Source organism: Amycolatopsis roodepoortensis (assembly GCF_014873915.1).
Lineage (GTDB): Bacteria > Actinomycetota > Actinomycetes > Mycobacteriales > Pseudonocardiaceae > Amycolatopsis > Amycolatopsis roodepoortensis.
This window is the reverse complement of record NZ_JADBEJ010000005.1, coordinates 2,110,043-2,132,425: the sequence shown is the minus strand read 5'-3', so window position 1 is coordinate 2,132,425 and position 22,383 is coordinate 2,110,043. Positions and strand designations below refer to the sequence as shown.

23 protein-coding genes and 1 tRNA gene are annotated in these 22,383 nt (G+C 69.7%); 19 read left to right on the top strand and 5 right to left on the bottom strand.

The window, feature by feature from the left end:
• Entirely contained in the window at positions 1-1,017 is a 1,017-nt protein-coding gene (locus H4W30_RS29430) for a permease (RefSeq protein WP_192745779.1), read from the top strand.
• Positions 1,014-1,739 carry a TIGR03943 family putative permease subunit gene (locus tag H4W30_RS29425; protein WP_192745778.1) on the top strand — a complete coding sequence of 242 codons (726 nt, stop codon included), beginning with the start codon at positions 1,014-1,016 and terminating at the stop codon, positions 1,737-1,739. The genes H4W30_RS29430 and H4W30_RS29425 overlap by 4 nt, the downstream gene beginning before the upstream one ends.
• A 68-nt stretch (positions 1,740-1,807) precedes the next feature.
• On the opposite strand, the gene H4W30_RS29420 is transcribed toward H4W30_RS29425, so the two are convergent.
• Positions 1,808-2,221 (bottom strand): Fur family transcriptional regulator, encoded by a 414-nt coding sequence (locus tag H4W30_RS29420; RefSeq protein WP_034316411.1) that lies wholly within the window; start codon positions 2,219-2,221, stop codon positions 1,808-1,810.
• 2 nt (positions 2,222-2,223) lie between these two features.
• Positions 2,224-2,607: an ArsR/SmtB family transcription factor gene (locus tag H4W30_RS29415; RefSeq protein WP_192745777.1), complete on the bottom strand. Its 384-nt coding sequence runs from the start codon at positions 2,605-2,607 to the stop codon at positions 2,224-2,226.
• Positions 2,608-2,869: 262 nt separating this feature from the next.
• Between H4W30_RS29415 and H4W30_RS29410 the strand changes: the two genes are divergently transcribed.
• The 12 genes from H4W30_RS29410 to H4W30_RS29355 all read left to right on the top strand — a co-directional run bounded on the left by H4W30_RS29410 (position 2,870) and on the right by H4W30_RS29355 (position 15,670).
• On the top strand, positions 2,870-3,940 hold the full coding sequence (locus tag H4W30_RS29410) for a hypothetical protein (protein ID WP_192745776.1): 1,071 nt from the start codon (positions 2,870-2,872) through the stop codon (positions 3,938-3,940).
• Positions 3,941-3,946: 6 nt separating this feature from the next.
• Positions 3,947-4,579 (top strand): class F sortase, encoded by a 633-nt coding sequence (locus H4W30_RS29405; RefSeq protein ID WP_192745775.1) that lies wholly within the window; start codon positions 3,947-3,949, stop codon positions 4,577-4,579.
• Positions 4,580-4,695: 116 nt separating this feature from the next.
• The gene (locus H4W30_RS29400) at positions 4,696-5,358 is read left to right on the top strand and encodes a class F sortase (protein WP_192745774.1); all 663 of its coding nucleotides are present in this window, start codon (positions 4,696-4,698) and stop codon (positions 5,356-5,358) included.
• Between the two features lie 91 nt (positions 5,359-5,449).
• On the top strand, positions 5,450-6,838 hold the full coding sequence (locus tag H4W30_RS29395) for a glycine--tRNA ligase (protein ID WP_192745773.1): 1,389 nt from the start codon (positions 5,450-5,452) through the stop codon (positions 6,836-6,838).
• A gap of 146 nt (positions 6,839-6,984) precedes the next feature.
• A complete protein-coding gene (locus tag H4W30_RS29390) occupies positions 6,985-7,902 on the top strand; it encodes an ABC transporter ATP-binding protein (RefSeq protein WP_192745772.1) in 918 nt (305 codons plus the stop codon).
• Positions 7,899-8,627, top strand: a complete 729-nt coding sequence (locus H4W30_RS29385; protein WP_192745771.1) for an ABC transporter permease — start codon at positions 7,899-7,901, stop codon at positions 8,625-8,627. The genes H4W30_RS29390 and H4W30_RS29385 overlap by 4 nt, the downstream gene beginning before the upstream one ends.
• Before the next feature lie 13 nt (positions 8,628-8,640).
• Positions 8,641-9,837 carry a sensor histidine kinase gene (locus tag H4W30_RS29380; protein WP_192745770.1) on the top strand — a complete coding sequence of 399 codons (1,197 nt, stop codon included), beginning with the start codon at positions 8,641-8,643 and terminating at the stop codon, positions 9,835-9,837.
• Positions 9,834-10,439, top strand: a complete 606-nt coding sequence (locus tag H4W30_RS29375) for a response regulator (protein ID WP_192745769.1) — start codon at positions 9,834-9,836, stop codon at positions 10,437-10,439. The genes H4W30_RS29380 and H4W30_RS29375 overlap by 4 nt, the downstream gene beginning before the upstream one ends.
• A gap of 32 nt (positions 10,440-10,471) precedes the next feature.
• On the top strand, positions 10,472-11,125 hold the full coding sequence (locus tag H4W30_RS29370; RefSeq protein ID WP_192745768.1) for a YdcF family protein: 654 nt from the start codon (positions 10,472-10,474) through the stop codon (positions 11,123-11,125).
• Positions 11,126-11,164: 39 nt separating this feature from the next.
• The gene (locus H4W30_RS29365) at positions 11,165-12,433 is read left to right on the top strand and encodes a deoxyguanosinetriphosphate triphosphohydrolase (RefSeq protein ID WP_192745767.1); all 1,269 of its coding nucleotides are present in this window, start codon (positions 11,165-11,167) and stop codon (positions 12,431-12,433) included.
• 348 nt (positions 12,434-12,781) lie between these two features.
• Complete coding sequence (locus H4W30_RS29360; protein ID WP_192745766.1) at positions 12,782-13,858, top strand: serpin family protein; 1,077 nt, start codon at positions 12,782-12,784, stop codon at positions 13,856-13,858.
• A gap of 9 nt (positions 13,859-13,867) precedes the next feature.
• On the top strand, positions 13,868-15,670 hold the full coding sequence (locus H4W30_RS29355; protein WP_192745765.1) for a glycosyl transferase: 1,803 nt from the start codon (positions 13,868-13,870) through the stop codon (positions 15,668-15,670).
• On the opposite strand, the gene H4W30_RS29350 is transcribed toward H4W30_RS29355, so the two are convergent.
• Positions 15,660-16,895, bottom strand: coding sequence for an aldehyde dehydrogenase family protein (locus H4W30_RS29350; protein ID WP_192745764.1), 1,236 nt, complete (start codon positions 16,893-16,895; stop codon positions 15,660-15,662). The genes H4W30_RS29355 and H4W30_RS29350 overlap by 11 nt on opposite strands.
• A gap of 186 nt (positions 16,896-17,081) precedes the next feature.
• Here H4W30_RS29350 and H4W30_RS29345 point away from each other — a divergent pair, with 186 nt between their 5' ends.
• A complete protein-coding gene (locus H4W30_RS29345; RefSeq protein WP_016332491.1) occupies positions 17,082-17,648 on the top strand; it encodes a carboxymuconolactone decarboxylase family protein in 567 nt (188 codons plus the stop codon).
• A gap of 58 nt (positions 17,649-17,706) precedes the next feature.
• Here the strand turns inward: H4W30_RS29345 and H4W30_RS29340 are convergent, their stop codons facing one another.
• The gene (locus H4W30_RS29340) at positions 17,707-18,645 is read right to left on the bottom strand and encodes a sigma-70 family RNA polymerase sigma factor (protein ID WP_192745763.1); all 939 of its coding nucleotides are present in this window, start codon (positions 18,643-18,645) and stop codon (positions 17,707-17,709) included.
• Positions 18,646-18,690: 45 nt separating this feature from the next.
• Between H4W30_RS29340 and dnaG the strand changes: the two genes are divergently transcribed.
• From dnaG to H4W30_RS29325, 3 genes are read left to right on the top strand one after another with little or no spacing between them, the layout of a single operon-like run.
• The gene (gene dnaG, locus H4W30_RS29335; protein ID WP_192745762.1) at positions 18,691-20,598 is read left to right on the top strand and encodes a DNA primase; all 1,908 of its coding nucleotides are present in this window, start codon (positions 18,691-18,693) and stop codon (positions 20,596-20,598) included.
• 2 nt (positions 20,599-20,600) lie between these two features.
• Positions 20,601-21,101, top strand: coding sequence for a hypothetical protein (locus tag H4W30_RS29330; RefSeq protein ID WP_192745761.1), 501 nt, complete (start codon positions 20,601-20,603; stop codon positions 21,099-21,101).
• A 33-nt stretch (positions 21,102-21,134) separates the two neighbouring features.
• Positions 21,135-21,899, top strand: coding sequence for a trans-aconitate 2-methyltransferase (locus H4W30_RS29325; RefSeq protein ID WP_192745760.1), 765 nt, complete (start codon positions 21,135-21,137; stop codon positions 21,897-21,899).
• Between the two features lie 42 nt (positions 21,900-21,941).
• On the opposite strand, the gene H4W30_RS29320 is transcribed toward H4W30_RS29325, so the two are convergent.
• Entirely contained in the window at positions 21,942-22,121 is a 180-nt protein-coding gene (locus H4W30_RS29320) for a hypothetical protein (protein ID WP_016332496.1), read from the bottom strand.
• A gap of 163 nt (positions 22,122-22,284) precedes the next feature.
• On the opposite strand from H4W30_RS29320, the gene H4W30_RS29315 reads away from it, so the two are divergent.
• Positions 22,285-22,357: transfer RNA gene (locus H4W30_RS29315), tRNA-Asn, on the top strand.
• Positions 22,358-22,383 lie beyond the last annotated feature (26 nt).

Sequence of the window (22,383 nt, the reverse complement as noted above, 5' to 3'; positions counted from 1 at the left end):
ATGGAAACCATTTCCAGGAGCGCCCCGGAGCGGAAGCCGGCCCGGCGGTTCAAGATCACCTCGATCGAGGTGCTCTGCGCGATCCTGCTGATCGCGATCCTCGGGCAGAGCTGGCTCCAGCAGGTGTTCGACGTGCCCGCGCTGCGGACCGGCTCGACGGTGTTCGTGGCGGTCTGCGTGCAGGCGTTGCCGTTCCTGGTGCTCGGGGTGCTGATCAGCGGCGCGATCGCGGCGTTCGTGCCGGCGCGGGTGCTGGAGAAGGTGCTGCCTCGCCGGGCCGGTGCGGCGGTCGGTGTCGCGGGGCTGGCCGGGGTCGCCCTGCCGGGTTGTGAATGCGCGTCGGTGCCGGTCGCGCGGCGGCTGATCGGGCAGGGTGTCGTGCCCGCGGCCGCGCTGACGTTCCTGCTGGCCGCGCCCGCGGTGAACCCGGTGGTGCTGGTCGCCACCGCGGTGGCGTTCCCCGGGAACCCGGAGATGGTGTTCGCCCGGTTCGCCGGTTCGCTCGCCACGGCGATGGTGATGGGCTGGCTGTGGGCGAAATGGGGCAAGCTCGACTGGATCGCGGAGCGCGCCTTGCGGCGTCTTCCCGAGGTCCAGCACGGCTCGCGCTGGAAGACCTTCGCCGAAACCGCGCGGGCGGACCTGGTCGAGGCGGGCGGGTTCCTGGTGCTCGGTGCGATGATCGCCGCCGCGATGAACGTCCTGGTACCCGCGAAGTGGTTCGGGGTGCTGGGGGAACAGATCGTGCTCGGCGTGCTGGTGATGGCCGTGCTCGCCGTCGTGCTGGCGCTGTGCAGCGAGGCCGACGCCTTCGTCGCCGCGTCGCTGACCGCGATGCCGCTGCTGCCGAAGCTGGTGTTCCTGGTGGTCGGGCCCGCGATCGACGTGAAGCTGTTCGCGTTGCAGACCGGTACCTTCGGCAAGTCGTTCGCGCTGCGGTTCGCGCCCGTGACGTTCGTGGTCGCGCTGTCCTGCGCGGTGGTCTCGGGTGTGCTGATCCTCGGAGGTGGCGCGTGAAACGCGAGACCCAGAACATCCTGCTGATCCTGCTCGGCGGGGCGCTGCTCAAGATCACGATCAACGGCGACTACCTGCGCTACGTCAAACCCGCGCAGCAGCCGTGGATCATCGCCGGCGGCGCGGTGATGGTCGCGCTGGGCGCGGTCGCGATCGTCCGCGACCTGCTGGCCGCGCGGGCCGCCGCCGTCGTGTCCGGGCACGTCCACGCGCACGAGCACAACACCCGGTCGGCCTGGTTGCTGATGGTGCCGGTGCTGGCCGTGTTCCTGGTCGCGCCGCCCGCGCTGGGCGCCGATTCGGTGACCCGCACGGAGGCCAGGGCGCCGCAAAGCGCTTCGGCGAGCAACGCGGCCGCCTTCCCGCCGCTGCCCGCCGGGGACGTGGTCCCGTTGGAGGTCAACGAGTTCGTCAGCCGGGCGGGCTGGGATTCCAGCGGCTCGCTGAACGGGCGGACGGTGCGGCTGTCCGGGTTCGTGGTGCACAACGAGGGCAACACGATGCTGGCCAGGATGGTGATCGGCTGCTGTGCCGCCGACGCCTACCCGATCACCGTGCGGATGGTGGGCGAGGGCGCGTCGGGCTTCGGGGACGACACCTGGCTGGAGGTCACCGGGACGGTCGTGCCGGGGACCGCGGTGCGGGAGAACAGCTATATGCCGGACTTGACGCTCACGTCGGTGCGGCAGGTGCCGGCGCCGAAGGACCCGTACGAGTACTGATCCCGCTAAGCCCTCGTGAGTGGTAAGGACGGTTCTAACCGTCCTTACCACTCACGAGGGCCCAGCTGTCAGTGGTTCGAGCAGGTACCGACGATCTCCACGGTGTGGCTGATGTCGGAGAAGCCGTGCTCCGAGGCGATCTTCTCGGCCCACCGCTCCACGGCCGGTCCCTCGACCTCGACGGTGCTGCCGCAGATCCGGCACACGAGGTGATGGTGGTGGTGCGACGAGCAGCGCCGGTAGATGGCCTCGCCGGTGTCGGTGCGCAGAACGTCGATCTCGCCGGCCTCCGAGAGCGACTGCAGCGTCCGGTACACCGTGGTGAGCCCGATACCGTCGCCGCGTTTGCGCAGCTCGTCGTGCAGTTCCTGGGCGGAACGGAAGTCGTCGATCTCCTTGAGCAGCTCCACCACGGCGGCCCGCTGTTTCGTCGACCGGCGTCCCGGCACCGGCGCGGAACTGTTGGCCGTCGTCGGACTCATGCTCACTTCCCCTCCTGAACGTGGGCTACGGCGTCCACCACGATATGCGCAAGGTGATCGTCGACCAGCCGGTACACCACCTCACGGCCGCGTCGCTCACCCTGTACGACCCCCGCGGTCTTCAGTACCCGCAGGTGCTGGCTGATCAGCGGCTGCGCGACATCGAGCGTGTCCACCAGTTCGTGGACGCATCGGTCCGCGTTACGCAGCTGCAGCACGATGGCGATGCGCACGGGGGCGGCGAGGGCCCGGAGCAGGTCACCCGCGTCCGCGAGCACGGCGGGCGATGCCGGCACGGCGGGTTCGGCGGGGGGACGGGCGGACGAATGCGGTCCGGGGTCCTCCGCGAGGCCCGCGGCGGCCGAATCCGGGGTCACCGTAGCCATCGCGGCCTCCAAGTCCATCATGATTTCCGAAGTCATTGCCAGTAACAGTCCAGTCCATCTTAGTGTTCCCGTCCCGGCTGGTCTGTTCGCCGACCGGGCGACCACTTGGCGGCGACGTTACTGCTCCATTCGGGTGACTTCGCGAAGAAATGACCATTCCGCTTCGCATGTCGTCGCCAACGGTGCAAGGTTGTCGCGGAGCGTTTCGTCGCTTCACACTGACGACCGCGCTCTGAGTGCCCGGAGAAGGCAGTGGGGAGACATGACTCGTTTCGTGACGAAGCTGGCCGCCGCGACGGCGGCCGTCGCTTTGGCGTCGGTTCCGGGGCTGGCCTCGGCGCAGACGACGAAGGCCGTCGATGAGAAGACCGGCCCCGTGTCGTTCGCGAACGTGGCGTCGGTGCGGATCGGGAACCCGGGATCGCTGATCACCGAGACCCAGCGTTCGCCGTTGACGCCCGGCCAGTCGAAACTCTCCCCGGACCGCACCGTCGTCCCGCGTGACGCCGGCGAGCAGGGCACCCTCGGTGACAAATGGGCCATCAACCTGGGCCGCTACGGCGCGCAGAGCCCGTTCCCGGCCGGGATCGCCAGCCGTGATCACAACGTGGTCGCCGCGCTGCAGCAGACCACGGTCCCGACGGCGGTCGCGGAAAGCAACTACGCCCTGATCGACAACGGGCGCGGCGGCGCGAAGCCGCTCGACAACACCGTGCTGGTGCTCGAAGGCGCGAAGAGCTCGGTCGACTGTGCCGCGCCGGGCAAGGCGACGTCGTCGACCAGCGTCGGCAAGATCTGGGTGCGGGGCGAGAACGGCGACCTCAAGCCGTCCGGTGCTTCGGGGGTCGACGTCAAGGGACTCAAGCTCGGTCCGCCGTCGATGATCAAGAACGAGAGCCTCAGCAAGGACAAGACCACCTCCGACCTGACCGTGACACGCGTGACCGCCTTCGACCAGCTCATCCGGCAGGACGGCTGGCGCGCCGGCGACGTGACCGCGGTCGCGGGCTGGAAAGTGGACATCGTCACGCACGTGCGCGACGAGACGGGCAAGGATCTGCGCGAGGCCCGCACGACGGTCGTGCTCGGCGGCGTGAGCTGCGCGATCCCGAGGAACTTCGTGGCGAAGCCCGCCGGTGGTACGGGACCGGGCGCGGCGCCCGAGCAGCCCGCGGTGCCGGGGACGGTGCCCGCGGGCGGTATCCCGCCGCAGGCCGAGGACTCGACGCGGACCGTGGTCGGGCTCGGGCTGCTGGGCGGCGGCATCCTCGTCGGCGCCGCGGCCATGCTGATGCTTCGCCGTCGCAAGCCCGCGCCGCTGCGGGAGAAGTAGCGGCCCGTGCGGCCCTGGCTGGCGGGACTGTCCGCCGTGGTCACCGCGATCGCCATCTCAGCGGGCGTGGTCGTGCTGACCTGGATCCCGCCGGAACCGCCGGCGGTGTCGTTCGCCGAACCCGCGGTCATGCCGGGTGAGGACGGTGCTCCCTTGGCGCTGCCCGCCGACAGTTCGAAACGGGGGCAGCGGCCCGGCACGATCCGCCTGCCCGAAGGCGGGTCGGCGAGACTCGTCCGGTCCGAGGTCACCGCTCAGGGTGTCCTCCCGATCCCGCGCGGTCTCGGCGACGCGGCGTGGTGGGGTGTGCGGCTCGGCGCGGAAGCGGGGACGTCGCTGATCTCCGGGCACGTCAACTGGGGTGGCGTCAAAGGGCCGTTCGACGAGCTGTGGCGGATGCGCGAGGGCCAGGAGGTGGCCGTCAGCGACGCGGCGGGCGGTATCTGGGTCTATCGCGTGCGCGAGGTCGTCACCGTGCACAAGAACGACCTGCCCGCGCAGGCGGCGAAGCTGTTCGCGCAGAGCGGGCCGCATCGGCTGGTGCTGGTCACCTGCGGCGGCGACTACCTCGGGGGTACGGACGGTTACCGGGACAACCGGGTCATCGTCGCGACTCCCGTTTCCGGGCCGCCCGCCTGATTCCCGCTTTTCGTCCTCTGAATGCGGGAAGTCGGTGCAACCACTCGCGGCTCGCGTCGCGTGTCTAGCGACACCGGCCGCTCCGGCGGCTTGACGCGAGCAAGGAGTAATACCCGATGGTGGGACAGATCGACGACGGCACGGCGAGCGAGGAGCGGCCGAAAAAGCGCTCCAGCCTGGGGTTGATCCTCATCGGCGCCGCGATCTTCGTGGTGGCGGCCGTGGTCTCGGTGCTGGTGTTCACCGGAAAGAGTGATCCTGTCGTCGCGGCCGCCCCCGGTCAGGCGGACACGTCGGCGGGACAGCAGGCGCAGACTCCGGCCGACACGGGACAGGCGCCCGGCACGGTCCGGCTCCCCGGTGGCGGCACGGCGAAACTGATCCGCAAGGAACTGACCGCGGACGGGACCCTCCCCATCCCCGAGGGTCTCGACGAAGCCACCTGGTGGGGCGCGAAACTGGGCGCCGACCAGGGTGCTTCCCTGCTTTCCGGGCATGTGAACTGGAAGGGGAAGAAGGGCCCGTTCGACGAACTTTGGCGGCTCAAGACCGGTCAGCAGGTCGACGTCGTCGACACCGACGGCGGCAAGTGGGTCTACAAGATCGGCGAGGTCGTCACCGTGCACAAGACGAAGCTCGCCGAACAGTCGGAGAAGCTGTTCGGACCGGACGGGCCGCATCGGCTGGTGCTGGTCACCTGCGGCGGCGAGTACGTCGGCGGGACCGACGGTTACGAGGACAACCGCATCGTCACCGCCTCGTTGGTCAGCAGGCCCTGAGCGGTCCGACCTCGCCGGAGGTCGTGCGGGGACGGGCGGTTAGTCTGGTCCTTCTAGTCCATACCCGTCCCCGCATGCTTCGGAGCGTGGAGTGCCCGCCAACACCATTGAGACCGTCGTCAGCCTGTGCAAGCGTCGAGGCTTCGTTTTCCCGTGTGGAGAGATCTACGGCGGTACCAAGTCGGCGTGGGACTACGGGCCCCTCGGTGTCGAACTCAAGGACAACATCAAGCGCCAGTGGTGGAAGACCGTCGTGCAGAGCCGCGACGACGTCGTCGGCCTCGACTCCTCGGTCATCCTGCCGCGCCAGGTGTGGGTCGCGTCGGGTCACCTCGACGTCTTCACCGACCCGCTGATCGAATGTCTGTCCTGCCACAAGCGTTTCCGCGCCGACCAGCTGGCCGAGGACTTCTCCGCCCGCTCGGGCAAGGAGGTGTCCGAGGACGACCTGTCCGAGGTGCCGTGCCCGAACTGCGGCACCCGCGGGCAGTACACCGCGCCGCGTGACTTCAACATGATGCTCAAGACCTACCTCGGCCCGGTCGAGTCCGAGGAGGGCGTGCACTACCTCCGCCCGGAGACCGCGCAGGGCATCTTCATCAACTTCCTCAACGTGCAGACCGCGGCGCGCAAGAAGCCGCCGTTCGGCATCGGCCAGATCGGCAAGTCGTTCCGGAACGAGATCACGCCGGGCAACTTCATCTTCCGCACGCGCGAGTTCGAGCAGATGGAGATGGAGTTCTTCGTCGAGCCGGGCGAGGACGAGACCTGGCACCAGTACTGGATCGACGCGCGCACCGAGTGGTACAAGGACCTCGGGATCAAGGCGGACAACCTCCGTCTTTACGAGCACCCGAAGGAAAAGCTCTCCCACTACTCGAAGCGCACCGTCGACGTCGAGTACCGCTTCGCGTTCAACGCCGGCCAGGAATGGGGCGAGCTCGAAGGCATCGCGAACCGCACCGACTTCGACCTCACGACGCACTCGAACCACTCCGGTGTCGACCTGTCGTTCTTCGACCAGGCCACGAAGCAGCGGTTCCGCCCGTTCGTCATCGAGCCTGCGGCCGGTGTCGGCCGGTCGATGATGGCGTTCCTCGTCGACGCCTACCACGAGGAAGAGGTGCCGAACGCCAAGGGCAGCACCGACACCCGCGCGGTGCTCAAGCTGGACTACCGGCTCGCGCCGTTCAAGGTCGCCGTGCTCCCGTTGTCGCGCAACGCCGACCTCACGCCGAAGGCGCGCGACGTCGCCGCGGCGCTGCGCAAGCACTGGAACGTCGACTTCGACGACGCCGGCGCGATCGGCCGCCGCTACCGGCGCCAGGACGAGATCGGGACGCCGTACTGCGTCACCGTCGACTTCGACTCGCTCAACGACCACGCGGTGACCGTGCGGGAGCGCGACACCATGGCGCAGGAGCGGGTCGCGATCGACAAGCTGGAGTCCTATCTGGCGGGGCGCCTGATCGGCGCCTGAGTTCCGTTTTTTGCGCGTGAAGGCCCCCTTCCCTCGGCTCAGCCGAGGGAAGGGGGCCTTCACGCGCTATACCCCTGACAACTGTCACCCCCAGGTCGTGACGCGCGGCCCAAGGCCGGGACGCCCCCGCGCGACAAGCTCTGAGTATGCGAGAACAAGACATCACCGCGGGGGCGGCGGTCCGGCTTTCCGGGCTGCGTAAGCACTATGGGGACGTCCACGCCGTCGACGGTGTGGACCTGACGATCGCGCCGGGCGAGGTGGTCGCCCTCCTCGGCCCCAACGGCGCGGGCAAATCCACCACGGTCGACATGATCCTGGGGCTCTCGAAACCCGATGCCGGCACCGTGACCGTCTTCGGGCGGGAGCCGGGTGACGCGGTCGGCGACGGGATGATCGGCGCGATGCTGCAGGGCGGCGCGCTCGTCGAGGATCTCACGGTCGCGGAGACCCTCGGCATGGTCGCGGCGCTGCATCGCGAGCCGATGCCCGTGCGCGAGGCGTTGCGCCGCGCCGGGATCGAGGACATCGCGAACCGGCGCTCCACCAAGCTTTCCGGTGGGCAGAAGCAGCGCGTGCGGTTCGCCGTCGCGCTCGTGAGCGACCCCGATCTGCTGATCCTCGACGAGCCGACCGCCGCGATGGACGTCGGCACGCGCCGCGAGTTCTGGAAGTCCATGTACGAGTACACGAACTCCGGCCGCACCGTCCTGTTCGCGACCCACTATCTCGAAGAGGCCGAAGAGTTCGCCGACCGGGTCGTGCTGATGCGGTCGGGCCGGATCGTCGCGGACGGTTCGGTCGCGCAGGTCCGTGCGCTGGCCGGGGGGCGCACGATCCGCGCGGCGGTGCCCGCGGCGGCGGAGCCGGTGATCGCGGCGCTGCCCGCGGTCACCGGCTTCGAACTCCGCGCCGGCCGTGTGGCGATCTCCAGTTCCGATTCCGACGCGACGCTGCGGGCGTTGCTGAGCCACGTACCCGAAGCCCACGACATCGAGATCAGCGCCGTCGGCCTCGAAGGCGCGTTCCTTTCCCTGACGACCAGCGAGGAAGCCGTCCGATGAACCCGACCTACCTCAAGACCGAGATCGTCCGCACCTTCCGTTCGACCAGGTTCGTGCTCTTCGCCGTCGCCTTCCCGGTATTGATGTTCCTGTTGCAGGCCAACGTCTTCGCCGCGGGTGAAGTGAACATCGCGGGTGTGATCATGGTCAATATGATGGCCTTCGGGGCCTTTTCCGCCGCGATGACGAGCGGCACGAAACTCGCCATCGAGCGGTCCACCGGCTGGCAGCGCCAGCTGCGGCTGACGCCGTTGACCGGCGCCGGTTACCTCGGCGGCAAGGCGCTCTCGGCGATGCTCGTCGCCCTGCCGGCGCTGCTCGTCGTCCCGCTGGTCGGTGTCCTCTTCCAGGGTGTCCATCTCGACGCCGCCGGCTGGCTGCGGCTCGTGGCGGGTATCTGGCTCGGCGCGATCCCGCTGGTGCTGCTCGGCCTCCTGCTCGGTCAGTTCGGCACGCCGGAGTCGATGCAGCCGCTGAACATGATCGTCATGATGGGCATGGGTTTCCTCGGCGGCCTGTGGATCCCGATCGACGGGATGCCGTCGTGGATGGCTGACGTCGCTCAGTTGACGCCGACGTACTGGCTGATCCAGCTGGTCCGCCCGGTCGTCACCGACCATCTCACCGTGAGCCTCCCGGCCGCGCTCGGTGTGCTGGCGGCGTGGACCGCGATCCTCGGGACGCTCGTGATCAGGCGTTACCGTAAGGACAGTGCGCGGGTCTGAGAAGGGTGAACCGGTGAACGAGTACCCGGGCAGGGTGAGAACGGGGTTGGGCGACCGGGAGAACTGGTGGTCGGACATGCCGCCGCGGACCGGGCGGGGGCCCCGGCCCGGACGGTGGGCGATTCTCGGGACCGCCTGCGTCCTGCCGAGCTTCATCCCGGCGCTGGTCGAGCTGACCACCCACGGGATCACCCCGGACAAGCTGGTGATCGTCGGTCTCCTGATCGCCTACGGCGCCTGCTATCTGCTGTTCCCGCTCGTCCTGCGGCCTTCCCGGCGGAAGACGACCTACGTCTTCTCGGTGGTGATGCTGCTCCTCGGTCTCGCCCTGGTGTTCCTGCACGACAACAACCCGTACGTCCTGATCTACGCCACGGCGGTGCTGGCCTTCACGCTGCCGCCGGCGTGGGCGTTGATCCTGGACGGCGGCGCCCTGCTGCTGGTGCTGGCCGTCCACCTGGCCGTCGGGAAGGACGATTTCGGCGACCTTGTGGCGGTCGCCTCGATCACCGCGGCGATGTTCTTCATGGCGAACCTGGTCCGGGCGGTGCGGAAACTGGAGGCGGCGAACCAGGAGATCGCGACGCTCGCGGTGGCGGGCGAACGCGAACGCCTGGCGCGGGATCTGCACGACATCCTCGGCCACAGCCTCACCACCATCACGGTCAAGGCGGGGCTCGCCCGCCGGATCCTGGAGAGCGGCAAGGACGACCCCCGCGCGCTGCAGGAGATCCGCGAGGTCGAGGGCCTGACCCGCAGCGCGCTCTCGGACATCCGGGCCACGGTCTCCGAATATCGCGAGGTGTCGCTGTCGGCGGAGGTCGCCGGGGCGCGGGCGGCATTGCGGGCGGCTGAGATCGACGCGGATTTGCCGCACGCGGTGGACAACGTCGATCCCGCCCTGCAGCGCACTTTCGGTTACGTGCTGCGGGAAGCGGTCACCAACGTGATCCGGCATTCCGGGGCGAAACGGGTGAAAGTCCGCTTCGGCAGGACCTGGCTGGAAGTCGAGGACGACGGTGCCGGCGGCGAGGCGGCGGCGGGCAACGGCCTGCGCGGTCTCACCGAACGGTTGGACGCGGTCGGCGGGACCTTGACCGCCACCACGCCGCCTGGGGGAGGATGGCTCCTCCGGGCGGAGGTACCCGAGTCCGCCTTCCGGAGCGGCGCGCCCGCGCCACTCTCCGAACCCACGGGAGGCCGCGCGTGATCCGGGTCCTGCTCGCCGACGACCAGGCGATGGTGCGCGGGGCGTTGGCCACCGTGCTCGGCCTGGAAGCCGACATCGAGGTGGTCGCCCAGGTCGGCTCGGGTGACGAAGTGCTCCAGCGGGCGAAGGAGACCGCCCCGGACGTCGCGCTGCTGGACGTCCAGATGCCGGGCAAGGACGGTCTCGAAGCCGCCGCCGAGCTGCACGGCGCGCTTCCGCTGTGCCGGATCATCATCTGCACCACCTTCGGCAGGCCCGGCTATCTCTCGCGGGCGATGGCCGCGGGGGCCGTGGGGTTCGTCGTCAAGGACGCTCCGCCGGAGCAGCTCGTGGACGCCGTCCGGCGGGTCCACGGCGGGCTCCGGGTGGTCGATCCCGCACTCGCCGCGGAATCGCTCGCCACTGGCGCGAGCCCGCTCACCGGACGCGAACACGACGTCCTCAGAGCCGCCAAGGACGGCCGCACGGTGGCCGACATCGCCCGTGGGCTGCACCTTTCCGAAGGGACCGTGCGCAACCATCTTTCGGCCGCGATGGGCAAGACCGGGGCGAGGACCCGGGCCGAGGCGGTACGGCTCGCGGAAGAGCACGGCTGGCTCTGAGATCGACTCCCCGCTCTGCGAGAATCACCCACGTGAGTACCGCCGAACGGACGAAACCGACTCGCGCGAACTGGCTTCGCCGGATAGTGGCGGGATTCCTGCTGGTCGTCGTCGCGGTGATCGGCGGAACGGCGTTCCGGGTCTGGCAGGTCGCGCGTGAGGACGTGCGCGACCGGGCCGATGTCATCGTGGTGCTCGGCGCGGCCCAGTACAACGGCAGGCCGTCGGAGATCTTCCAGGCCCGGTTGGCCAAGGCGAAGACGCTGTACGACCAGGGCGTGGCGAAGGTGATCGTCACCGCGGGCGGCAAGAAGGCGGACGACAACTACACCGAGGCGCACGCGGGTGCGCAGTGGCTGCGCAAACGCGGCGTTCCCCCGTCGGCGACACTGCCGGTCGGCGAGGGCAGCGACACGCTGCGGAGCCTCCGCGCGGTCGCCGAGCAGGTGCAGAAACGGGGCTGGAAGACCGCCGTGCTGGTCAGCGACCCGTGGCACTCCTTCCGCGCGCGGGTGATGGCCGACGACCTCGGGCTCGAGACCTGGACGTCGCCCACCCATCGCGGCCCGATCGTGCAGACCCGTGAGACGCAGGCGCGCTACATCGTCCGCGAGACCGGCGCGCTGCTGTACTACCGCCTCACGAAGTCGCCGGCGGACAGTCTGTTCGGTACCGGCGAGGTCTGACGCCCGATAAGTGTCGGTGAGCACGTTTAGTCTGGTCGGGTGGACACCTACACCGAGGCCGACAGGGCGCGCCTGCTGCCCGAGCGGCCCAAGGGCGCGGCGTTGGAAGGCGCCGCGGACGGGCGGAGCGCCTTCGCGCGTGATCGCGCCCGAGTGCTGCACTCGGCCGCGCTGCGCCGGCTGGCGGGCAAGACCCAGGTGGTCGGCCCGGGTGAAGGGGCCGAGGTCAGCGGTGTGCCCCGCACGCGGCTGACACATTCGCTGGAGGTCGCGCAGATCGGCAGGGGTATCGCGGACGAGCTGGGCGCGGATCCGGACCTGGTGGACACGGCGGGCCTCGCGCACGACATCGGGCATCCGCCGTTCGGGCACAACGGCGAGCGCGCGCTGAACGAGGTCGCCCACCCCTGCGGTGGTTTCGAGGGCAACGCGCAGACACTCCGGATCCTGACCAGGCTGGAGCCCAAGGTCCTGCTCGAAGGGGGGCTCGTCGGCGGGCTGAACCTCACCCGCGCCTGTCTCGACGCCTCGATGAAGTACCCGTGGCAACGTGAAGAAGGCAATGCGAAGTACGGCGTCTACGCCGACGACGCCGAGGTGTTCGCGTGGGTCCGGGAAGGGGCGCCGGAGCGCCGCACCTGCCTGGAAGCGCAGATCATGGACTGGTCCGACGACGTCGCCTATTCCGTGCACGACGTCGAAGACGGAGTGCTTGCCGGGCGGATCTCGTTGCGCGTGCTGGCCGACCCGGAGGAACGCGCGGCGGTGGCCGAGGCGGCGCGGCGGTTTTCGCACCGGTCGCAGTCCACTTTGGAGGGTGCGGCGAAGGAACTGCTCGACCTGCCGGTGGTCGCCGAGCTCAGCGAACCGGGGCTCGACGGGTCGCTCAAGGCTCAGGTCGCGTTGAAGCGGCTGACGAGCGAGCTGGTCGGCCGGTTCGCGACGGCCGTCGTCGGCGCGACACGGCAGGTGTACGGCGAAGGGCCGTTGAGCCGCTACGCCGCGCGGCTGGTCATCCCGGAGCAGGTCGCGGCCGAGGTCGCGTTGCTCAAGGCGCTCGCGCTGCGGTACGTGATGAGTGACAAGCGGCGTCTCGCGATGCAGGACGGCCAGCGCCAGATGCTCGGCGAGCTGGTCGTCGCGCTGTGCCGCCGCGCGCCCGATTCGCTGGACGGCCTGTTCCTGCCCGCGTGGGAGGCCGCCTCGGACGACGCGGCCCGGCTGCGCGTGGTCGTCGACCAGGTGGCGTCGCTCACGGACGCGCAGGCCTACGCGTGGCACGCCTGGCATACGGGCCGCCACGGCTGAGTCCTCGTGAGTGGTAAGGACGGTTCTAACCGTCCTTACCACTCACGAGGACTCAGCCGACGTTGCGAAAGCCACTTTCGCAACGTTGAAGGTTGCGAAAGTGGCTTTCGCAACGCCGGGGGAGTCGGTGACCGGCCCAGCGGCCGCCGAGCATGTCGCGAAAGCCACTTTCGCGACGTCTGGTGTCCCGAAAGTGGCTTTCGCGACATGCCTTCACCTGCTCGCCCGCACGGCCGGGCAGGTCGCCGCCAACCGCGTCGCCCGACGGTCGCCTCGGCGCCGCCCCGCGGACAAGGCGGAACTTTCGGACAGGAGACGGGCGGCCCCGTCCACGGTACGGTCTGCGGCATGGGCGCTGTCGAAAGCCACCTCCGGTTTGGTCTGGACCTCTATCGGGTGCTGGCGAGCCGCGCGGAGAACGCGTGCTTCTCGCCGTACTCGATCGCGAGCGCGCTCGGCCTGGTGACCCAGGCCGCCAAGGGCAAGACCAGAGAAGAGCTGATCGCGCTGCTCGGCGACCCGGACGAGCTGGCCGACCTGCTGGGCAAGGCCTCGTCGCTGCTCGACGACGGTCCCGAACTCGCGGTCGCGAACACGCTCTGGGCCTGGGACGGGCTCCCGCTCGAGGACTCCTTCCGCGAGGAGCTCGCCACCTGGCCGGGCGGGAAGGTCGAAAGCGCCCCGTTCGGCGACGATCCGGAGGCCGCGCGGCGGCTGATCAACGCCGACGTCGCCGAGGCCACCCGCGAACTGATCCCCGAACTGCTGAAGCCGGGGACCGTCGCGCGGGACACCGTCGCCGCGATCGTCAACGCCCTGTATCTCAAAACCGCCTGGACCAACCCGTTCTCGAGTGACAACACCGCGCCCGCCGACTTCCACGCGCCGTCCGGCACCCGTACGGTGCCGACGATGTGGCTCGAAAAGCAGCTCGACCACACCCACGAGGACGGCTGGCAGGTCGTCCGCCTCGGTGCCGAGGGCGGGGTGGAGGCGATCGTCCTGCTGCCGGACGGCGATCTCGACGACGCCGAGCTCGACGCGGGCAAGCTGGCGCGGCTGCTGGAGAACACGCGGTCCAAGACCATCGCCCTGTCGCTGCCGAAACTCGACCTCGACGTCGACAGCCCGCTGACGGCGAAACTCCAGGAACTCGGTGTGCGGACGATGTTCACCGCCGGCGCCGACCTCACCGGGCTCGCCGACGACGACCGGCTCGAAGTGTCCGAGGTCGTCCACCAGTCCGTGCTCCGCATCGACGAACAAGGCCTCGAAGGCGCCGCCGCGACGGCGGTGCTGATGCGATTGACGTCGCTCATCGTCGACGAACCGCTCGAAGTCGCCGTCGATCGGCCGTTCCTTCTGCTCGTCAGGCACGCCTCGACGGGTGTGATCTACTTTCTCGCCCGCGTAGTCGAGCCGTGAGGACGGTCAGTGAGTCTTTTCCAGGCTGAGGCTGAGGCGATGGAGAGCGAGAAGACTCCCACGAGACCCCGCCGGTTCGCCGCCGCCGACGCCGCCATCATGGGCGGCTTCCTGCTGTTCGCCTTCCTGCTCTACAACGGGCTCTGGCTCGACCTCGAGGAGGGCTATCTCTGGAACAGCGCGTCGGACCAGAACCTGTGGGAGTGGTTCTTCTCCGTCACCGCGGACAACGTGCTGCATCTGAGGAATCCGCTCAGCACGCATTTCCAGAACAATCCGCTCGGCGTGAACCTGATGGCCAACACGGCCATGCTCGGCATCGGCATCCCGCTCGCGCCGGTCACGCTGACCTTCGGCCCGACGGTCACCTGGGCCATCGCGCTCACCGGTGGTCTCGCCGGCACCGCGGCCGCCTGGTACTGGGTGTTCTCGCGGCATCTGGTCACCCACCGGGTCGGCGCGGCCATCGGCGGCGCCTTCGTCGGTTTCGCCCCGCCGATGATCTCGCACGGCAACGCGCACCCGAACTTCGTCGCGTGGTTCGTCCTGCCGTTCATCGCGCTGCTGGTCTTCAAGATCGCGCGCGGCGAACGCCCCGTCCGCAACGGGATCTTCCTCGGCCTGCTGGCGGCGTACCAGATCTTCCTCGGCGAGGAACCGCTGCTGATCTTCGCGATGGCGTTCGCGATCTTCGCCATCGCCTACTTCGCGACGAACCACCGCGAGTTCCCGCCGATGGCGAAACCGCTGGGGATCGGCGTCGGCATCGGGGTCCTCGTGGCGCTCGTGCTGTGCGCTTTCCCGCTGTGGTGGCAGTTCTTCGGCCCGCAGAGCTACCAGGCGATCGAGCACGGCCCGGTGGGGAACGACACGGCCGCGTTCACGCGGTTCGCGACGCAGTCGGTCGCCGGGCAGCCGCAGGCGGCCGCGGACGTGTCGATGAACCGCACCGAGGAGAACGCCTTCTTCGGCTGGCCGTTGATCGTGCTGATGGTCGTCATCACCGTCTGGCTGTGGCGCGAGGCGTTCGCGCGGGCGCTGGCGATCTCCATGTTCGTGATGGCTTGGCTCTCGCTCGGCGTGCAGATCATCGTGGTGCACGAGGAAACCGGGATCCCGGGACCGTGGAAGCTCTTCTCGGAGCTGCCGCTGTTCGAGTCGCTGCTGGAATCGCGGCTCGCGATGGGCTGCATCCCGCTGATCGGCGCGCTGCTGGCGTTGGCCACCGAGCGCGTCTACGCGGTCGCGTCGAAACTCCCCGAAGTGCCGGGGGAGCGGCGATTCCCGTTGCGGCTGCTGTGGATCGGCGTCGTCATCGCGGTCCTGCTGCCGATCGCGCCGACGCAGCTGATCGTCAAGGAACGGCCGCCGACACCGCGGTTCCTCGCCGACGGCACCTGGCGGAGCTACGTCGCGCCCGGCGGGACCGTGGTACCCGTGCCGTTGCCGAGTTCCGGCGAATCCGAACCGCTGCACTGGCAGATCGACGCGGGACTCGGTTATTCGATGCCGGAGGGCTACTTCGTCGGGCCGAGCGGCCCGGACGACAAACGCGGCCGCTACGGCGCCGTCCAGCGGCCGACGTCGGTCATCTTCGACCAGATCAAGCAGACCGGCGTACCGGCGACGATCACCGAATCGCAGCGGGTGCAGGCGCTGGAGGATCTGCGGTACTGGAACGCCGACGTGCTCGTGCTGATCCCGCGCGAACACCAGGACGCCTTCCGGACCACTGTGGACCTGCTGCTGCGGAAACCCGCCGAGTTCGTCGACGGCGTCTGGGTGTGGGACGTCCGGACGATCACGCCCTGAGGCCGGCTCGGCTCGCGGACCACCGCGAGCCCACCGGCATCGCCAGGTGCGCGTTGACCCGGACCGTCCCGCTGCCGAGCCGAGCCGCGACTTCGGCGGCGTACTCCTCGTCCGCGCCCCACACCGAACCGCACAAGCCGGGCGCCGTGGCGTTCGCCAGCCCGACCGCTTCGTCCACTGTGGAGCATCGGACGACCGGCAGCACCGGGCCGAACTGTTCCTCGGTCACGACTCGCATCCCGTCGTGCGCCTCGGCGAGGATCGCCGGGGCGAAGAAGTACCCGGGCCCGTCGAGCGGTCCGCCGGTCACGATCCGCGCGCCGTCCGCCCGCGCCTCGTCGGTGAGACCGGTGACGCGGTCGTACCGCGGCCGGTTGTTCACCGGGCCGAGCTGCGTTCCGGGCGTCCGTCCGTCACCGACCACCACTCGCGCCGCCACGGCCGCGAGCGCCTCGACGACGCCGTCGTAGCCGGGCCCGACGGCGTAGACCCGCTCGACCGCCACGCCGAGCTGACCGCAGTTGGCGAACGCGCTCCAGAAGAGCCGTTCCGCGATCGCGGCCGGATCCGTGCCGGGGAGGACGATCGCGGGATCGTTGCCGCCCAGCTCCAGCGTCAGCCGCCGCCATTCCGGCGCGGCCGCCATCCGCTTCCCGGTGTCGGCCGAACCGGTGAAGTCGACCTGCCGGATCCCGGGATGGGCGAGCAAGTACTCGCCGAGGGGGTCCCGTCCGGTGAGCACGGTCAGCACGCCCGGCGGCAGCACCTGCGCCAGCATCCGGCCGAGGTGCAGCGTGGTGAGCGGGGTACGCGGCGACGGCTTGAGCACCACCGTGTTCCCGGCGGCGAACGCCGGCGCGAGTTTCGCGACGGCCGACTGCACGGGGAAGTTCCACGGCGTGATCGCGGCGACCGGTCCGCCGCCGTCGGCCCGCGGTTCCGGCCGCAACCCGGCGAAGTACCGGAACCGCGACGCCGCCTCGGCGAACTCGGCTTCGGCCTCGTGAAGCGGTTTCCCCTGCTCTTCGGAGAGCACGGGGGCCAGCACGGGCGCGGCCTCCTCGACGACGACCGCGCACGACGTCAGCGCCGCGTGCCGGTCCGAGACGTGCCAAGCGGGCCATGCCCCGGCGGCGGCGCGGACCGCTTTGTCGACCTCGGCGGGCCCGCAGTCGGGGACGGCCGTGATCCGTTGTCCGGTGGCGGGGTCCTCGACGGCGAGCATCGTTCCTCCTTTGGGAGGGCAAAGGGCCGACTCACCAGCCTACCGTCGATGATCGACTGGGGGTTCCGGCGAAAAGGCGAAATCGAGGCCCCGACCGGCCGCGTGGCGTGCGTCACCGGCGTCACTGTCACGTCCGCGTGGGCCGTCTCGTCCATTCGGTGATCGCAATCGCACGAGGAGGACACCATGCCGCGTATTCCCGCCGTGAAGACCGCCGAGGCCGGCTTCCTGCTGAAGCTGTTCTACAAGTTCGCCGGCAAGCGCTTCGGCGCCGTGCCCGAGCCGATGGCCGTCTACGCGCACCACCCGGCATTGCTCCGGGCGAACGGCATGCACGAAATGATGGCGGAGAAGGCCAGCAAGACGCTGCCGTCGAACGTGCGCGAGCTGGCCGTGTACCGCGTCGCGACCCAGCTCGGCTGCTCGTGGTGCATCGACTTCGGGACCATGCTGCAACTGCACGAGGGCCTCGACATCGAACGGCTGAAGAACATCGACGACTACGCGAAGTCGCCCGCCTTCACGCACCAGGAGCGGCTCGCGCTCGCGTACGCCGACGCGATGACGGCGAGCCCGGTGACCGCCACCGACGAGCAGGTCGCCGAGCTGGAACGCGAGTTCGGCCGCAAGGGCGTCATCGAGCTGACCTACCAGATCGGCCTGGAGAACATGCGGGCCCGGATGAACAGCGCGCTCGACATCACCGCGCAGGGCTTCACCTCGGGCGACGCCTGCAAGATCCCGCTTCCCTGAAAACTCCCGCGTTTAGTCCTCTGAATGCGCCCTGGCGCATTCAGAGGACTAAACGCGGTCAGGGGCCGACGCGGGTCCGCGCGGTGGTGAGCTTGTCCGGGTTCGCCATGTCGTAGATCGCGACGATCTTCCCGTCGCGGATGACGAACGCGTCGACGTGCTCGTCGAGCGCCCGGTACCCCTCGGAGGCCGCCTGCGGCGGGATGTAGAGCCCGAGGTCGCCGTTGACCAGCGCGGGCCTCGCCTGTTCGATGCCTGCCGGGTCGTACATCCGCATGAGGCCCTGGAACAGGCGGGTGACCTTGTCGAACCCGGCGACCGTGTGCACCGCCGTGCGCGCCTTGCCGCCGCCGTCGCCGACCAGGACGACGTCGGGATGCAGGACCTCGGCCACCGCCTGGATGTCGCCGGTGAGCATCGCGGTCATGAACTTCTCGATGATCTGCTGCTGCTCGGCGAGCGCCGTCCGGGGCGGCGGATCGGCGTCGGCGACCGCGCGGCGGCCGCGGGAACCGTGCTGGCGCGCCGTTTCCGGCGTGCAGCCCAGGATCTCGGCGATCTCCCCGAACGGCACCGAGAACGCGTCGTGCAGGACGAACGCCACGCGTTGCTCCGGCGTCAGCCGATCGAGGACCACCATCGCCGCCATGCGCATGCCGTCGTCGCGGACGGCGACGGTCAGCGGATCCTCCGACGACGGCGTCCCCAGCGGGCCGAGGACCGGTTCGGGCAGCCATTCGCCGACGTACCGCTCGCGGCGCACCGCCGCGGACCGCAGCCGGTCGAGGCAGATGCGGCTGACGACGGTGGTCAGCCAGCCCTTCTGATCTTCGATGGCCGAGCGGCGCTGTTCGTCCAGGCCGCTCAGGCGCAGCCACGACTCTTGGACCGCGTCCTCGGCGTCGGACAGCGTGCCGGTCAGCCGGTAGGCGACCGAGACCAGATGGGGGCGCAACGCGGCGAAGTTCCCGGCGAGTTCGTCCAGGGCGGTGCTCATTCCCCGAGTGTGCCGCACGGCGCTCGGGGAGCGGGAACTAGAGTGATGAGCGTGGCAGGACGGATTCGGGAAAGCGACATCGCGGAGGTGCGCGAACGTAACCGGATCGACGAGGTCATCGGTGACTACGTGGCCCTCCGCAACGCCGGCGGCGGCAGCCTGAAAGGGCTTTGCCCGTTCCACAACGAGAAGACCCCGTCGTTCAATGTGCGCCCCACCCACGGCACCTTCCACTGCTTCGGCTGCGGCGAAGGTGGTGACGTGATCAAGTTCATCCAGAAGATGGACCTGATCTCGTTCGTGGAAGCCGTGGAGCGCCTCGCGGATCGCGTGGGGTTCCGGCTGACCTACGAAGGCGGCGGTGGAAGCGTCCAGCGTGATCGCGGCACCCGCGCCCGGCTGATCGAGGCGCACCGCGCGGCGCAGGAGTTCTACGCCGAGCAGCTGCTCACCCCGGACGCGCGGGCGGCGCGGGACTTCCTGTCCGAACGGGGTTTCGACGCGGCCGCCGCGCAGACGTTCGGCTGCGGGTACGCGCCGGCGGGCTGGGACAAGCTCACGAAGCATCTGCTCAACCGCGGGTTCGAGGTCAAGGAACTGCTCACGGCCGGACTGGCCAAGGAGGGGCAGCGCGGGCCGATGGACCGGTTCAACCGGCGGCTGCTCTGGCCCATCCGCGACGTCGGCAACGAGGTGGTCGGATTCGGCGCGCGGCGCCTGTACGACGACGACCGCGTCTCGGCGAAGTACCTGAACACTGCGGAATCGCCGATCTACAAGAAGTCGCAGGTGATGTTCGGCCTCGACCTGGCCAAACGCGAGATCGCGAAGCGGCACCAGGTCGTCGTCGTCGAGGGCTACACCGATGTGATGGCGATGCACGCCGCGGGCGTCCCGACGGCCGTCGCGTCGTCGGGGACGGCGTTCGGCGAGGACCACATGAAGGTCCTCCGGCGGCTGATGATGGACGACGACGCCTTCCGCGGCGAAGTGATCTTCACCTTCGACGGTGACGAAGCGGGCCAGAAGGCGGCGCTGAAGGCGTTCGAGGGCGACCAGACCTTCGCGGGGCAGACGTACATCGCGGTCGCCCCCGACGGTATGGACCCGTGCGAACTGCGGCTCGCCAAGGGCGACGCCGCGGTGCGCGACCTGGTCGCGCGGCGGATCCCGCTGTTCGAGTTCGCGATCAAGAGCATGCTCAAGGCGTTCGACCTCGACTCCGTCGACGGTCAGGTGGCGGCCCTGCAGAAGACCGTCCCGATGGTCGCGGGGATCAAGGACCGCGCCAGCCGCGACGGCTACGCGTCGAAACTCGCGTGGTGGGTCGGCTGGCAGGACGCGGCGCAGGTGGTGAACCGGGTGCGCGGCAGCGCTGGGGCGGCGGCGAAACGCTCTGCCACCATCGAGGTCCGGCGGCCCGCTCCCTCCTCGGCGGCGGCCGCGGCCGAGGAGGACCTTCCCCGGCCCGCGCCCGGCGATCCGCGGTTCATCGCGCAGCGTGAGGCGCTCAAGGCGGCGCTGCAGCAGCCGATGCTCGCCGGGGCCGAGTACGACGCGCTCCCCGAGGACGCCTTCACCCATCCGGTTTACATCGCCATCCACAAGGCGTTGCTGTCCGCCGGGGGAGCGGGTTCCGGCCTGACCGGGCCCGCCCTGCTCGACGCCGCCGCCCCGCACTGCCCGCAGGGGACGGTGCGGCGGGTGCTCAGCGAGCTTTCGGTGGAACCGTTGCGCGCCAAGGGCGAGGTCGACTCGCGCTACATCTCCGCGCAGCTCGCGGCGGTGCAGGAAAGCCTCGTCGGCCGCCAGATCAACGAGATCAAGTCGAAGCTCCAGCGGCTTTCCCCGGTCGAGGCGCCGGACGACTACCGCGCCCTGTTCGGCGACCTCGTCGCGCTCGAGCAGTACCGGAAGGCGCTGAAGGAACAGGCCATCGGCGGATTGGACTGAGCATGGGCTGGCTGCGTCACCTGCTGGGTGACCGTGTCCCGGCGGATTTCGGCGGCTCGCTGGACGACGGCGAGCACGTCGTCGGGAGCGCGGCGGTCGAGGGCGGCGGATATCTGCTGGTCACGGCGCTGGGGCTGTGGATCCCGGGGCCGCGCCGGGTCGGCTGGCATCTGGTCGGCAAGGCCGCGTGGTCCGACGGGGTGCTGACGCTGACCGAGTCCGAGGAGACCGGGACGGCGGGGAACGCCGTGCTGCTGGCCGACAAGACCCCGGTCCGGTTCCGGCTGCCCAAACCCGGCAAGGTCCCGATCCTGGTGCGGCAGCGGGTCGACGGCTCGGTCCGGGGACGGCACCGCAAGGACCTCGAAACCGGCGGGGCGTGGTTCGTCGAGCGCAAGGTCCCCGGTCAGGACGGCACGGTGCTGCAGGTGCGGCCCGATCCGGGCACCGACGCCGACGTCGTCAAGGCGATCGCCGAGGAAGCGGCAAGGAAGCTGGCCTAGCAGTACACTCGTACTGTATCGCTGGGAGGCGCCATGTGGGATCCGGTCAAGTACCTCGACTACGCCGACCTGCGGGCCAGGCCGTTCCACGACCTCGTGGCGCGGATACCGGCCGGCAATCCCCGCCGCGTCGCCGACCTCGGCTGCGGCCCCGGAAACCTGACCGCCGGCCTGGCGGAACGCTGGCCCGACGCGATCATCGAGGCGAGCGACAGCTCACCCGAAATGGTCGAAGCCGCCCGCTCACGGGGCGTCGACGCACGTGTGCTCGACGTCAACGACTGGGTGCCCGAACCGGACACCGACGTGGTCATCTCGAACGCCGTGCTCCAGTGGGTCCCGGAGCACCGTCGCCTGCTCCGCCGATGGGTGGACCGCTTGCCGTCCGGGGCGACGCTCGCGTTCCAGGTCCCCGGCAACTTCGACGCGCCGTCGCACGCCCTGGTCCGCGCCCTCGCGCGCACCGAGGAGTGGGCTCCGCGCCTCGCCGACGTCGTCCTGCGGGAGAACGAGGCCGTCGACAGCCCCCTCGGCTACGGGAACCTGCTGGCCGACGAGGGATGCGCCGTCGACGCCTGGGAGGCGACGTACCTGCAGCGGCTGACCGGGGAGGACGCCGTACTCGAATGGATCATCGGCACCTCGCTGCGGCCGGTCAAGGAGGCGCTGCCGGGGGAGGACTGGGACCACTTCCGTGCCCAGATCGCCCGGAAGCTGGACGAGGCCTACCCGCCGCGTCCCGACGGGACCACCTGGTTCGAGTTCCGGCGCGTCTTCGTGGTCGCCGTCGTGCCGTGAAAAGGGCCCTCCGCCAGTGGCGAAGGGCCCTTTCGGTCCGGGTCAGCGCTGAGGCCGCCCGAACCGCTCGCCGACCTTGGCGCGAGCGACCCCGGCGGCGCCCTGCACCATGGGGTGGTCAGCGACCTTGCGGTAGGTCCGCACGATCTGCTCGTACCGCCCCCGGCCGGCCTTCGCGCCCAGCACGTAGCCCGCGGCCGCGCCCAGCAGGAACATCTTCATCCGAGTCCACGCCTCCGTTCGATCTTGCTCCAGCTGTCATTGTCCCTCAAAACGCGAGCTTGACGAGGTGCTCCCCAAAGTGGGGGGTGGGTGCGCGGCCGCCGGGGGGCATGGGCTAAAGTTCTCTCATCGGTCGGAGCGATCCGGCCGGTACGGAGCACAATCCCCTGTAGCTCAACTGGCAGAGCATTCGGCTGTTAACCGGAGGGTTCTTGGTTCGAGTCCAAGCGGGGGAGCACAGCGTTCCTTCAGGAGAGCCCAG